Below are 13,094 nucleotides of genomic sequence, written 5' to 3' on the forward strand. Positions count from 1 at the left end.
GGGCGCGACGCCGAGGGGACTGAGTTCCACGCCCGGGTTGGCCTCGTGGCCGCCCGGGCGTTGACTTTTTTTGGCTCGATGACGCGGGCTTACTCCCAGGAGCGCCAGTAGAAGTACAGGTCGCCGCGCTGCGAGCCCCGCGGGTTGGCGGTGTTGAAGTAGATCAGCGTGCGTGCATCCCGCGGCAGGACCAGGTACCGGGCGTCATCCAGCGCCGGGACCGGTGCCGAGGGCCAGGAGTCGATGTCGAATGCGGTTGCCGGCTCGCGCACGTTCAGGGCCGCGTCGCGGCGCGACAACTCGTCGCCGGCAATTTCGTCCGCGACGGCGATCAGTACGCCGTGGAACACGACCTCCGACCCGGCTCCCTGCGACCCCGCGTAGACAGGGGCGGGGCTGCGGGTGTGCGGCACAGAAACGCGGCTGGAACCGCACGCCGCCAGAGGCAGCACCGTCGGCAAGGCCACCAGGATGACAGCCAATCTGCACATGCGCCAGACTCCCGGCACAAGTGTGACCCGGTTTTGACTCATCCACCAGCAATCCAGACCCGCCGCCAGCGGTCGTGGCTTGGCGCGCAGCTGCTGACGCCCGAGAACCTTGCGCGCGGATGCCGCCCCGCACGCAACCAGCGTCCTCAAACAGGTGATTGAGCCCCGTGCCCTCGTCTGCTCTAATCCGCCCTCCCTTCCGCAATGGAACGGGCGCAGGCAACATGACACTTTCAGCGGCCAGCTCAGGACCAGTGGCCGCCCCCAATCAAGTGCTCGGCGGCGGGTCGCAAGACCCGGTCACGCCCGCCGAGCGCCCCACGCCCCAGGGTCTCACGATCCCGGGGCGTTTTCGTTTGCACCTAAGTATTGCGTGGCGTGATAGATGCGCCGGTGGCGCCGGCCCCGCCATGTGCGATGATCACCTCTCAACCGTCCGCACTACCATGGCCCCGTGCCCACCCTCCACCGCATCGAAGTACGGACCCGTCCCAACCTGCCCGATCCGCGTGCTCACAGTGTGAAACGCCGGGCCGAGGCGCTGGGGTTCCATGGTCTGCGCGAGGTCAACACCGCGAAGGTGTACCTGGTGGAGGCGGACCTTGACGGGCCGATGCTGGACCGGGTGTTGGCGCGGCTGCTGAGCGACCCGGTGACCGAGCAGGCGACGGTCGGGGCCGCGGAAGTGAAAGGGGCGGTGCAAACAATTGAGGTGCACCCGTTGCCGGGCGTCATGGACCCCGCGGCCCAGTCGGTGATGGACGCGATCAAGGACCTCACCGGGTCGATGCCACTGGTTTCGACGGGGTCACGGTTTGATCTCGCAGGAGTATCGAAAGAGCAGGCAGAGACACTGGCGAAGCAGGTGCTGGCGAACCCGGTGATCCACCAGATCAGCGCAGGGCCGTGGCAGCCGAAGGCGCTGCCGCGGGGGCACGGGTACAAGCTGCAACTGCGGTCGGTGCCGATTCTCGGGTTGAGCGAAGAGGAACTGACGCGACTCTCGCGGGATGCCCACCTGTTCCTGAGCCTGGACGAGATGCGGGCAGTGCAGGCGGAGTTCCGGCGGATCGGGCGCGACCCGACCGACATCGAGCTGGAGACGCTGGCGCAGACGTGGTCCGAGCACTGCGTGCACAAGACACTCAAGAGCACGATCCGGTACACGCCGGGTTCTGGGCCGAAGGGTTGGAAAGACCCGATCCCGTGGGGCGAGCACCCGAACCACACGGTGAACGCGGATGGGTCGGTGACGATCGGGAACCTGCTGAAGTCGACGGTGGCGGCCGCGACGTTCGAGCTGATCGATGAGGGGATCGACTGGACACTGTCGGTGTTCAAGGACAACTCGGGGGTGATCGCGCTGGACGATCAGCACGGCGTGTGCATCAAGGTGGAGACGCACAACCACCCGTCGGCGCTGGAGCCTTACGGCGGCGCTGCCACGGGCGCGGGCGGGTGCATCCGCGACGTGATCGGCACAGGGCTGGGCGCGAAGCCGATCGCGAACACGGATGTGTTCTGCGTGGCGAACCCGGGGATGACGAGCACGCCGCCGGGGACGCTGCACCCGCGCAGGATTCTGAGCGATGTGGTGGCGGGGGTGCGCGACTATGGCAACCGGATGGGGATTCCTACGTTGAACGGGGCCGTGTACTTCGATGACCGGTACGTGGGTAATCCGCTGGTGTTCTGCGGGTGCATCGGGCTGATCCCGCGGCACCTGATCAAGGGCAAGGCGAAGAACGGCGACCGGATCATCGCGCTGGGCGGGCGGACGGGGCGGGACGGGATCCACGGGGCGACGTTCTCGTCGGCGGAGCTGGAGGAGGGGCACAGCGACGAGTTCAGCCATGCGGTGCAGATCGGCAACGCGATCGAGGAGAAGCGGCTGCTGGATGCGATCCTGCGGGCGCGCGACTTTGTCCCGCCCGAAAGCACTTCGTCACTTCGACCCTCCGTCACTCCGTCACCACTTTTCAACGCCATCACGGACTGCGGCGCCGGCGGGTTCTCGTCGGCGGTGGGCGAGATGGGCGGCGAGATCGGTGCGGAGGTGCATCTGGAGCGGGCGCCGCTGAAGTACGCGGGGCTGTCGTACACGGAGATCTGGATCAGCGAGGCGCAGGAGCGGATGGTGCTGGCCGTGCCGCCGGAGAACCTGCCGCACCTGCAGCGGATCTGTCTCGAGGAGCACGTCGAGCTGGCGGACCTGGGGCACTTTGGCACCGAGGGTGCGGAGCTGGTGCTGTTCTACGAGAAGACGGAGGTTGGGCGGCTGTCGATGCACTTCCTGCACGAGGGCATTCCGACGCCGACGCGGGAGGCGACGTGGGCGTTGTCCGGGGGCAGTGATACAGCGGTGCAGCGATACAGCGATCCATCGGGGAAGGGCGTGCAGCAGTCGCTGCTCTCGCTGCTCTCACACCCGACGATCGCGAGCAAGCACTGGATCATCCGCCAGTACGACCATGAGGTGCAGGGGAACACGATTCTGAAGCCGCTGGTGGGGCCGGGCGGGCGCGGGCCAGGGGACGGGGCGGTGCTGGAGCCAGTTTCTGGGAGTGGAAGAGGGATCGCGATCGGGTGCGGGCTGGCGACGCCGCTGGGCGATCCGCAGGTGGCGGGGAGCGACCCGTACTGGATGGCGATCGCCGCGATCGATGAGTGCGTGCGGAACATCGTGTGCGTGGGCGGCAACCCGGACCGCACGGCCATCCTTGACAACTTCTGCTGGCCCAGCTGCGCCAAGCCGGAGAACCTGGGCTCGCTGGTGCGGGCGGCGGAGGGGTGCTATTCGGGGGCGAAGGCGTACCGCACACCATTCGTGAGCGGCAAGGACTCGCTGAACAACCAGCTGCGGTACACCGACCCGGCGACGGGGAAGGAGCGGGTGATCGAGATCCCGCCGACGCTGCTGATTACCGGGCTGGCTCACGTGACGAACGTGTCGCGGTGCGTGACGATGGACGCGAAGAAGCCTGGGAACGTGCTGGTTCTGATTGGCGTGAACCAGCCGCAGATGGCCGGTTCCTTGTACGCGGCAGTGGCTGGTGCCCGGTCTTTCAGCCCGGCTCATGACACCATCCTCATCCCGGACCTCACGCTGGGGCCAGCAACGGCGCGGGCCGTGGCGCAGTGCATCCAGGATGGGCTGGTGCAGAGCGCGCACGATGCATCGGACGGCGGCCTGCTGGTCGCTATCGCGGAGATGCTGATCGCGACAACGGGGAGCACGACGGCGAGCCAGCGCGGCACGCCTGGCGCTTCTTCCGGCGCAGGCTCCTCTCTGCTCTCCACGATTCTGGGCAAGTCCGACGCGCAGGCCTCGACCCCGCCGCTGGGCGCCGAACTCACGATCAGCGACGACCACCTGGACGCGGCCCAGCTCGCGTTCAACGAGTCGGCCAGCCGCTACATCCTCGAAGTTCGCGATGCGGACCTGCCGAAGGTGCGTAACGTGCTCCGCGACTTTGGCGGCGTGCGGCTCACCGTGCTCGGGCGCGTGAATGACTCGGGCCGGCTCACGTGGCAGCACGCGGACGTGGATGTTGGGGTGAGTGAGCTGGCGCAGGCGTGGCTGAACCCGCTGGACTGGTAAGCAAGCAGGAGACCCGTCGGGCGATTCGCCCGACGATGCACTCGCATGCCCGAGCCCCACACCACCACCTGGGAGAAGCTCGCGGCGACATACGACCCGCTGGCGGGGCTCGCGGCCTTCGAAGAACTGCCGGTGAAGCGCCCCAAGCGCGCGATGCGCCGCCTGGGGAGACTCGCCGGGTGGGTTACAGGAGGGCGGTTCCGGGGGAAGGTCAGGCTGCGGAGCCGGTACACGCTGGACCTCAAGCGCCTCACGATGCGACGTCTCACGGTGGTGCTGCGCCGGCGGCCCATGATGATCGTGGGGCCGGTGCTGATGATCGGACTGGTTCTCGGCGTCGTGGTCCTGATGCTGAACGCGGGGACCGCCCTGAGCGAGTTCTTCGGGACGAAGACGACCCCCAAGTACGCGTATTCGGTGTTCATTCTTGCGATGATCGCGGTGATGCTGGTGTCTGCCGTGCGCAAGCCGCGCGACACGCTGCCGATGCTGGCGCTGCGGCTGCGGCGCGAGGCGTTGCTGCACCACGCGCGACGGTACCGCGCGTTGCATGTGGAAGCCGGCTTGCTCCGCACGGCAGAAGAAGTGGCCGAGAAGCTCCGGCGGCGGCGGGCCTACTGGCTTGCCGTGCTGGAGAAGCCCAAGTGGGGGCACCGCGCATCGTTCGCGTACATGGATTCGCAGTGGGTAGGGTTGATCCCGATCCTGTACTTTCTCCCGCAGGTGCTGCCGTTGGCGGGGGCGTCGGGGTGGGGGCTGCCCGCGCCGTACATCACAGCACCGTTGATGTTGCTGGTGATCCCCGCGTCGATGCTGGCGCCGATGTGGATCGGTCAGCGGCGGATGAGGCGGATGGGCGCGGCGATGAAGGGGCGTGCATGCCCGGACTGCGCGTACCCGCTGGAGTCGGCGCCTGATGCGGAGGTGCGCGGCTTCGGGGTGGTCACCGGCATTGGGCCGAGGGCGTGCGTGGAGTGCGGGTGCCCGTGGCCGCTGGTGCCGCCCCCGCCGGCGCGCGAGCCGTCGGTTGAATCAATGCTGGGGCGGAACTTCGAGTATGTGCACCCGGACGCGATCCCCCCGGCGGTGCTGCGAGGCGTCAACCGCGACCGTTACAGCCGGGGGGAATGCCCGTACTGCGGGTACAACCGCGCGGGGCTTGTGCCGCATGCGCGGTGCCCGGAGTGCGGGTCCACGATCGCACGGCGGGCGGCCCCGCAGCCGCTACCGCCGGTAGGGACGCCGGTGTGCGCGCGGTGCCGCGCGGACATGACAGGGCGGGTGGACCGGGTGTGTCCTGATTGCGGAGTGATGAACGGGATTGACTGGGTGAGTTGAAGTTCGTGGCGGGCGGGAAGGGTTGATCGCGGGCGCGCGATCGGTCATCCGTGGGGTGATGAGAACTGATCGCTGGCGCGGCTGGCTCGTCAGGACGATGGAACTCGATCGCTGGCGCGATCGGCTCTCAGCAGAGCAGGCGGAGAAGTTCGGGCAGCACCTCGCCGCTCTTTCCGCGGAGGCTCACATCCACAGAGCGGCTGATCGGAGTTTCGTCGCGGTTGATCTCGGCCGTGAACGCGCCCCCGGGCGCAGGCCTGCTGGATGTAGCCGGCGGCGGGGTAGACGACGCTGCTGGTGCCGATACTGATGAAGACATCGCATGACGCGACCGCGTCATCCGCGGCGTCCAGGGCCTCGGGCGGGAGCGTCTCGCCGAACCAGACAACGTCAGGGCGGAGGAGGGCTCCGCAGGTGCTCCGGGGAGGGAACTCCTTGAAGGCCTCGGGTGGGGGCGTGGTCTTGTCGCCGGTCTTGCAGCAGCGCCACTGGAGGATGGAGCCGTGGAGTTCGACCACGTTGACGGAGCCGGCGCGCTGGTGGAGGCGGTCGACGTTCTGGGTCAGCAGGGTGAAGCCCATTGCCCCGCCGGGGCTTTGAGGGTTGTGCTTCGAGCGTTGCTGTCGTTCCAGGTCGGCGAGGGCCATATGCCCCGGGTTGGGCTCGGCCGCGAGGCAGCCCAGGCGTCGCCAGTCGTACCAGCGGGTGACCAGCTCGGGGTCGGCGGCAAAGGCCTCGGGGGTGGCAAGCCTGGCGGGGTCGAACTCTTTCCACAGCCCTTCCATGGTGTCGCGGAAGGTGCGGATACCCGACTCTGCCGAAACGCCGGCCCCGGTGAGCACCACGATACTTCGAGCGTCGCGCACACGGGCGGAGAGCTGAGCGAGCAGGTGGTCCATGCCTCAGGGTACGGGTTGAGAGACCGGCTCCCGGGATGGGTGCTTGGCGGTGCGTGTACAGTTCGGCCCATGGCCGAGCGCAACCTTCAGACCGACCCCGCCAGCAGCGATCACGTGCACGGCGCCCCGACGTTGGCGGAGGACGGGGCGACCCGTCCCGCGCCGGGGCCGATGCTGTTCGAGGTGGCGTGGGAGGTCTGCAACCAGGTCGGCGGGATTTACCAGGTGCTGCGGAGCAAGGCGCCGCTGATGGTGCAGCGGTGGGGGGACCGGTACTGCCTGATCGGCCCGTGGGACGCGGGGAAGGCGCAGGTTGAGTTTGAGGAGGCGAAGCCCGCGGGGTGGGTTTCGCGGGCGTTGCAGCAGCTGCGCGATCAGGGCCTGGTGGTGCACTACGGCCGGTGGCTGGTGCCTGGACGGCCGCGGGTGATGCTGATCGAGCACTGGCCCGGGCACGACCGGATGGGGCCGATCAAGTACGAGTACTGGGCCGACCACCGGATCGAGAGCCCCTCGCAGGACTACCTGATCGACGGCGTGATCAGCTTCGCGGACGGCGTGCGGCGGCTGCTGGAGGCGCTGGCGGAGCACCGGCCGTACGCGCAGACGCGGGCGACCAGCCCGGGCGTGACGCCGCAGCCGATGTTGGCGCACTTCCACGAGTGGATGGGCGGGCTGGCTATCCCGGCGATCCGCAAGAGACGGCTGCCGATCGCGACGGTGTTCACCACGCACGCGACGCTGCTGGGGCGGTACATCGCCAGCAGCCGCGATGACTTCTACGACCAGCTCCCCTGGCTGAACCAGGAGTGGGAGGCGAAGAAGTACAACGTGGTCACGCAGCACACCATCGAGCGTGCGTGCGCCCATGGGGCCCACGTATTCACGACGGTGTCGAGCGTCACGGCCGAGGAGTGCAACTACCTGCTGGGGCGGCCGGTGGATGTGGTGACGCCCAACGGGCTCACGATCGGGCTGTACAACGCGGGGCACGAGCAGCAGCGGCTGCACGGGGTGTACAAGGACGAGATCCACAAGTTCACGATGGGGCACTTCTTCCCCAGCTACGGCTTTGACCTCGACAAGACGCTGTACTTCTTCACCAGCGGCCGGTACGAGCCCAAGAACAAGGGCTTCGACGTGGTGCTGGAGGCCATGGCGCGCCTCAATGCGGAGCTGAAGGCGCAGGGGTCGGACAAGACCGTGGTGTGCTTTGTGATCTCCAAAAAGGCGACCAAGAGCCTCAACCCGCTGGCGATGGAGAAGCGGGGCGTGCTCAACGAGCTCGAGGAGGTGTGCGGGCACATCACCGAGGGCGTGGGGCGGCGGCTGTTCTCGCGCGCGGCCGCGGGGGAGAAGCTGCGGCTGGACGACCTGATCGACGAGTACTGGATGCTTCGGTACCGGCGGGCGCAGCACGCGCTGAAGCAGCATTGCCTGCCGATGGTGGTGACGCACATCCTGGAGGAGGACCAGCAGGACCCGGTGCTCAATCAGATCAGAAATCTCCAGCTGTTCAACCGGCAGGAGGACCCGGTGAAGGTCGTGTACCACCCGGACTTCATCACGCCGACCAATCGGCTGTGGGGCGTGGAGTACGACCAGTTCGTGCGCGGGTGCCACCTGGGGCTGTTCCCGAGCCTTTATGAGCCGTGGGGGTACACGCCGCTGGAATGCGCGGCGATGGGGGTGCCGGCGGTGACGAGCGACCTGGCGGGCTTCGGCCGATACGTGCAGGAGAACTACCAGGAGCCGGAGAAGAGCGGTCTGATGGTGCTCAAGCGGCGCGGGCGGGGGTTCTTCGACGCGGCGGCGGAGCTGGCGAAGTACCTGGTGGAGTTCTGCAAGATGGAGCGGCGCGACCGCATCGCCCTACGGAACGAGGTGGATCGGCGGTCGTGGGACTTTGACTGGAGCAAGCTGGGCAAGGCATACCACGCGGCCCACGACCTCGCCCTGGCGCGGTTCATGCAGGAGACCGGCGGCGAGGGTGGGGGCGTGGCGATGGTTTCGGCCGCGGCGTTGAGCGGGCGGGCGATACCGGAGGAGACACGGGCCGAGACGCGCTCGGAGCCCAAGCCGGCGGAGGTGAAGGCGGAGACCGCGCCAACGCCCAAGCAGGAGCCCGCGCCGCCGCAGCCGGCCAAGGCGCCGCCGCCCAAGCCCGGTCGAGTCGAGCGCAAGTCGGGGACGAGGTAACGCGTCGTGCCATGACCGACGAAGCACCCACGAAAGTCGAGCTGTACACCGACGGCGCGTGCTCGGGCAACCCGGGCCCCGGCGGGTGGGCGTACATCCTCAAGCACCCCGCGAGCGGCACTCAGCGCGAGGCCAGCGGCGGTGAGCCCGACACCACCAACAACCGCATGGAGCTGCGGGCCGTGATCGAGGGGCTGACCGCGCTCAAGCGGCCGAGTATCGTCGAGCTCTACAGCGACTCGCAGTATGTGCTCAATGGGCTGAAGGACTGGATCAAAGGGTGGAAGGCCAAGGGCTGGCGCACCGCGAGCAAGCAGCCGGTGAAGAACCAGGACCTGTGGATGGCGCTGGACGCGCTGGCGTCGCAGCACAAAGTGACGTTCCACTGGATCCGCGGCCACAACGAGCATCCGGAGAACGAGCGGTGCGATCAGATGGCGGTGGCGGCCTGCAAGGCCGTGCAGGGTGGGTAGATCGGCGACCCTGCGGGAAAGTGGCACCCTATTCCACAGCTTCGCAGGCTTGCGATCCTCAACATTGAGGCGTAAGCTCGGCGTGCTGCAGGGGGACGGCCGTGCGAGTCACACTGGTTGTAGACATTACATATCGCTGTAACGCAAGGTGCCGCTATTGCCGCTGGGGCGACGGTAGGACGGGGGAACGTCGCGATCGGCCAACTTTGGAGTGCTGCGCCGATGAGGCAATCATTCGGAGGGCCGGGGTTGATCGGGTGGTGTTTTCCGGCGGCGAGCCACTCTTGAACCGACAGCTAAATCGGATAGTGGCGCACTACGTCGACTGCGGCGTCTCGGATCGGATTGTCATCACCAATGGCCTGATCGCATCGGCGGAGAGGCTGGAGGCCTGCAGGCAAGCGGGAGCAACCGGGTTTGCATTCTCGATTGATGGCGCCGATGAAGCATCCATGATGCGAGCCCGCGCAATGTCCCGCGAGCAGATGGAGCGCATCTTCGATAACTTAACCACTGCGGCTGCACTCGCGCAAGCGCACGGGCTCGAACTCACGGTTAACTGCGTACTCTCGGCAGCAAACTGCTCGCTCACTCACGTACAGCGGCTCGTGCAACGGTGCGAGGACGCTGGTGCGGCGGGGGTGAAGTTCCAGCCGGTGTTCGATGACGGGTACATGGGAGTCAACGCGCCTGACCTCCGGCTCCGTCCGGAACATGCGCCGGTGATCCGCGCTATCGAGAGGGACTCGGCGCGATGGAAGATCAAAACCAATTCTCCCCGGTTCTTCGCTGACATTGCACGATGCTGCGAGGGGGAGGCTCTCGATGGACGCTCTTGCGGATTGGAGGGTCGCACCCTGGTTCTGCAAGATGGGGGCTTGGTAATCTGTCCTTGGGTCAGTTCACGCGCGCGTCAGCGGCCGACGGAGCTTGTGCAACTGCGCGTCGAGTTTCGTGATGTTCGCGAATCGTGCGACACCGGAGCGCATTGTTTCTGTCTACAGCCACATGAGCAGGCGTGGATGTTCCGCAATGGAAACGCTTGACATCATCGTTCCAACGTATCGTCTCGAGACGGCCCCCCTTCGGGCGATCCTGTCGCTTGCGCCACCGGCGGGCGTTCGCACGCGTTGGTTGATCGTGATCGACAATCCATGCAGTGCTCTACCTCCTGAAGTCGCCGCGATGTGCGATCGAGAGAGCGTGGACGTGATCCGCAACGAGCGCAATCTGGGCTCTGCGGGTGCTCGAAACACGGCACTCGACAGGAGTCAGGGGGAATGGGTCCTCTTCCTCGACGATGATGTCGCCCCGGCTCCGAATCTACTGGTCCGATACGAGGCTGCCGTGGCGCGCAACCCGAACGCAACCGGCTTCTTCGGCCCTACTCGGTTTCAGCCTGCACAGACGCGGTATCAGCGGGGCGTGGAGGCCTCGGACATTCTGACCTTCTTCCGATTAGCCGAGCAGGCCTGCGAACTCGCTTGGGCTCCGACGTCGAACGTGCTTGTGCGCGGTGCCGTGGCCCGATTGGAGCGCTTCCGGACGGTCTTCCCCAAGGGCGGCGGCGGCGAGGACATCGATTACCTCTTGCGAGTGTCTCGACGACACGGGGGCGCGTTCATCGCCGAACCCTCTGCGGTTGTTGAGCATCCATGGTGGTTTGAGGGTCGGAGAGACTACACGCGGTTCATGCGTTGGTCTTACGGGGACTCCCTCCTGCATGATCTACACCCTGAGTTCACATACCGCTCGGCACCCAATGCCATTGAAGTACTTGCGGTTGGACTCCCAGTGACGGGTGCTATCGCCGCAGCCACGGGAACGCTCATGCCGATGTTTGCGCTCGCGGGAGGCGTGGTTGTCGGAGAGCTACTGGTCGAGTTCTCCCGACTGTGCGCCCTGAAGTCGTGGCGAGATGCGGTGTTCTGCATGGAAACGGTGCTCATTCGGAGCGCCAACGACCTTGGCCGGGTGAGCATGCAGCTCCGTTTGGGCCGGCTCCACGGAATCACCGAACGATGGGACCACTTCTGCAACGGAGAGCATGTGTCCTATCACAAGCGATGGTCTGCGATCAAGTTCGCTGCACACCTATTGTTCAGCGGCGTTCTGGCCGCAGGTTTTGCCGCGCTTCACTCTTGAAGCGTTTCCCGCGAACGCAGTTCGGACTGGAGCTTCTCGACCTCATCGATGATCTTCGCGAACTTCTCGCCGAAGGGCGTGAGGTGGTACTCGACGCGCGGGGGGACCTCCGGGTACGCCTTGCGCTCGACGATGCCGAAGCGAATCATCTTGTCGAGGCGCTCCGCGAGGACCTTGGTGGACAGTCCCGGAGCTGAGCGGGCGAGGGCGCCGGGGCGGGTGGTGCCCGCGCGGATCTGCGTGAGAACGTGGATCGACCACTTGCAGCCGACGATGCTTTCGACCATGTGGCTGACGGGGATGGCGGGGATGGAGTTTTTCTGCATCGGGAATCGCCGTGATTGCGACCGTTTGGTGCCTACCCCACCGGACGGTGCCCTCTTGAAGACGGGCATCGCGCCGGTACGGTCCTCAAGCGCGTCCACGGTGGACGCGTGCAGTTTATCAGGAGGTTCAGCCATGAAGAAGGCCACGTTCTACCACGCCGGGTGCCCCGTGTGCGTCGCCGCCGAGCAGCAGGTCGCGGCGGCGATCGATCGCCGGCAGTACGACGTCGAGGTGGTGCACCTGGGCAGCGCCAAGCAGCGGATCGGCGAGGCACGCAGCGCGGGCGTGAAGTCGGTCCCGGCGCTGGTGATTGATGGGCAGCCCTTCCACATCAACTTCGGGGCGAGCCTGGAGCAGCTGGGCTGAGCAGAGACGCGGCCCATAGGTCCTATAGGTCGAACGGGTCCTATAGGTCCTGTGGGAGCGTGACAGGAATCACAGAGCGCCCCGGTTAACTCGCCCGCCGGAAGCGCCGATAGCTCCTTGAGCCCTTCCGGACCGCCGCGGCTTGGCGGTGCGTTGGGCCAATCGGGAGCTACCTGTGGACCTGATCCAGATTCTGAAGGCCGCGTATGAGGCGGACGCGTCGGACGTGCACCTGATCAGCGGGCAGCCGCCCATGATCCGCTGCCACCAGGTGATGACCCCGATGGACTTCCCGGTGATCACGCCGGCTATCGCGCAGAGCTTCGTCGAGAAGATGGCCCCACCCGAGGCCCTCTCGACCTTCAACAAGAACAAGGACTCGGACTTCTCGTTCCAGGTCGAGGGCCTCGCACGCTACCGCGTGAACGCGCACATGCAGCGCGGCACCGTGGGGCTGGCGATGCGAATGATCAAGACCAAGGTGCCGCCGCTGGCGAACCTGAACCTGCCCGAGGTGATCGCCCGCCTGACCTACCTGCCCCGCGGCCTGGTGCTCGTCACCGGGGACACGGGCTCGGGTAAGTCGACGACGCTCGCCGCGATGATCGAGGCGATGAACCAGCGGTACAAGAAGCACATCATCACCCTCGAGGATCCCGTCGAATACGTGTTCGAGAGCAAGCAGTGCGTGATTGAGCAGCGCGAGCTGCACGCCGACATGCCCAGCTTCGCCAGCGGCCTCAAGCACGCCTTGCGTCAGGACCCCGACATCATCCTGGTGGGCGAAATGCGCGACCTGGAGACCACGGCGCTGGCGATCTCGGCCGCCGAGACCGGCCACCTCGTGCTCTCGACCCTGCACACCGTCAATGCCTCGCAGACGGTGGAGCGAATCGTCGACATGTACCCCGCGGGTCAGCAGAACCAGATCCGCTCGATGCTGGCCAACACGCTGCAGGCGGTGGTGAGCCAGACGCTGTTCAGCCGCATCGACCGACCGGGCATGGTGCCCGCGGTCGAGACGCTGCTGTGCACGCCGGCGGTGCGGAACCTGATCCGCGAGGCGCGCACGTTCGAAATCCCCAACGTGATCGAGACCAACCGGGCGATCGGCATGACCAGCCTGGACAGCTCGATCGCGGAACTGTACTTCAACGGCCTCATCAGCCGCGAGGACGCTATCGCGCAGGCGGCGTTCCCCGACAAGCTGGAGCGGCAGCTGGCGGCCTGAGTGAGATGTGCATCCATCGTAGAG

The 13,094-nt window shown here is 66.6% G+C and carries 11 protein-coding genes; 8 read left to right on the plus strand and 3 right to left on the minus strand.

Going from position 1 to position 13,094, the window contains the following annotated elements; genetic code table 11:
• Nucleotides 1-89: 89 nt before the first annotated feature.
• Complete coding sequence (locus VD997_11165) at nucleotides 90-491, minus strand: hypothetical protein (GenBank protein ID HYE62543.1); 402 nt, start codon at nucleotides 489-491, stop codon at nucleotides 90-92.
• 454 nt (nucleotides 492-945) lie between these two features.
• On the opposite strand from VD997_11165, the gene VD997_11170 reads away from it, so the two are divergent.
• Complete coding sequence (locus VD997_11170) at nucleotides 946-4,092, plus strand: phosphoribosylformylglycinamidine synthase subunit PurS (GenBank protein ID HYE62544.1); 3,147 nt, start codon at nucleotides 946-948, stop codon at nucleotides 4,090-4,092.
• A gap of 45 nt (nucleotides 4,093-4,137) precedes the next feature.
• The gene (locus tag VD997_11175; GenBank protein ID HYE62545.1) at nucleotides 4,138-5,430 is read left to right on the plus strand and encodes a hypothetical protein; all 1,293 of its coding nucleotides are present in this window, start codon (nucleotides 4,138-4,140) and stop codon (nucleotides 5,428-5,430) included.
• 89 nt (nucleotides 5,431-5,519) lie between these two features.
• On the opposite strand, the gene VD997_11180 is transcribed toward VD997_11175, so the two are convergent.
• Nucleotides 5,520-6,329, minus strand: a complete 810-nt coding sequence (locus VD997_11180) for an NAD-dependent deacylase (protein HYE62546.1) — start codon at nucleotides 6,327-6,329, stop codon at nucleotides 5,520-5,522.
• Nucleotides 6,330-6,398: 69 nt separating this feature from the next.
• Here VD997_11180 and VD997_11185 point away from each other — a divergent pair, with 69 nt between their 5' ends.
• The 4 genes from VD997_11185 (at nucleotide 6,399) to VD997_11200 (ending at nucleotide 11,146) form a co-directional block, all read left to right on the plus strand.
• Nucleotides 6,399-8,528 carry a glycosyltransferase gene (locus tag VD997_11185; GenBank protein HYE62547.1) on the plus strand — a complete coding sequence of 710 codons (2,130 nt, stop codon included), beginning with the start codon at nucleotides 6,399-6,401 and terminating at the stop codon, nucleotides 8,526-8,528.
• 11 nt (nucleotides 8,529-8,539) lie between these two features.
• Nucleotides 8,540-9,001: a ribonuclease HI gene (gene rnhA, locus VD997_11190; GenBank protein HYE62548.1), complete on the plus strand. Its 462-nt coding sequence runs from the start codon at nucleotides 8,540-8,542 to the stop codon at nucleotides 8,999-9,001.
• 101 nt (nucleotides 9,002-9,102) lie between these two features.
• A complete protein-coding gene (locus VD997_11195) occupies nucleotides 9,103-10,047 on the plus strand; it encodes a radical SAM protein (protein ID HYE62549.1) in 945 nt (314 codons plus the stop codon).
• Nucleotides 10,034-11,146, plus strand: coding sequence for a glycosyltransferase (locus VD997_11200; protein HYE62550.1), 1,113 nt, complete (start codon nucleotides 10,034-10,036; stop codon nucleotides 11,144-11,146). The genes VD997_11195 and VD997_11200 overlap by 14 nt, the downstream gene beginning before the upstream one ends.
• Here VD997_11200 and VD997_11205 read toward each other — a convergent pair.
• Nucleotides 11,137-11,472, minus strand: a complete 336-nt coding sequence (locus VD997_11205; GenBank protein ID HYE62551.1) for a helix-turn-helix domain-containing protein — start codon at nucleotides 11,470-11,472, stop codon at nucleotides 11,137-11,139. The genes VD997_11200 and VD997_11205 overlap by 10 nt on opposite strands.
• Nucleotides 11,473-11,605: 133 nt before the next feature.
• On the opposite strand from VD997_11205, the gene VD997_11210 reads away from it, so the two are divergent.
• Together VD997_11210 and VD997_11215 are read left to right on the plus strand one after the other, a co-directional pair.
• Nucleotides 11,606-11,839: a thioredoxin family protein gene (locus tag VD997_11210; protein HYE62552.1), complete on the plus strand. Its 234-nt coding sequence runs from the start codon at nucleotides 11,606-11,608 to the stop codon at nucleotides 11,837-11,839.
• Nucleotides 11,840-12,014: 175 nt separating this feature from the next.
• Nucleotides 12,015-13,070 carry a type IV pilus twitching motility protein PilT gene (locus VD997_11215; GenBank protein ID HYE62553.1) on the plus strand — a complete coding sequence of 352 codons (1,056 nt, stop codon included), beginning with the start codon at nucleotides 12,015-12,017 and terminating at the stop codon, nucleotides 13,068-13,070.
• Nucleotides 13,071-13,094 lie beyond the last annotated feature (24 nt).

The sequence above is a fragment of the Phycisphaerales bacterium genome, from assembly GCA_035627955.1.
GTDB lineage: Bacteria > Planctomycetota > Phycisphaerae > Phycisphaerales > UBA1924 > JAEYTB01.

What these genes read in the sequence shown, in the direction of transcription:
- VD997_11185 (HYE62547.1), top strand. Translation starts at nt 6,399, where the DNA reads ATGGCCGAGCGCAACCTTCAGACCGACCCCGCCAGCAGCGATCACGTG.
- VD997_11165 (HYE62543.1), bottom strand. Translation starts at nt 491, where the DNA reads ATGTGCAGATTGGCTGTCATCCTGGTGGCCTTGCCGACGGTGCTGCCT.
- VD997_11200 (HYE62550.1), top strand. Translation starts at nt 10,034, where the DNA reads ATGGAAACGCTTGACATCATCGTTCCAACGTATCGTCTCGAGACGGCC.
- VD997_11175 (HYE62545.1), top strand. Translation starts at nt 4,138, where the DNA reads ATGCCCGAGCCCCACACCACCACCTGGGAGAAGCTCGCGGCGACATAC.
- VD997_11205 (HYE62551.1), bottom strand. Translation starts at nt 11,472, where the DNA reads ATGCAGAAAAACTCCATCCCCGCCATCCCCGTCAGCCACATGGTCGAA.
- rnhA (HYE62548.1), top strand. Translation starts at nt 8,540, where the DNA reads ATGACCGACGAAGCACCCACGAAAGTCGAGCTGTACACCGACGGCGCG.
- VD997_11210 (HYE62552.1), top strand. Translation starts at nt 11,606, where the DNA reads ATGAAGAAGGCCACGTTCTACCACGCCGGGTGCCCCGTGTGCGTCGCC.
- VD997_11180 (HYE62546.1), bottom strand. Translation starts at nt 6,329, where the DNA reads ATGGACCACCTGCTCGCTCAGCTCTCCGCCCGTGTGCGCGACGCTCGA.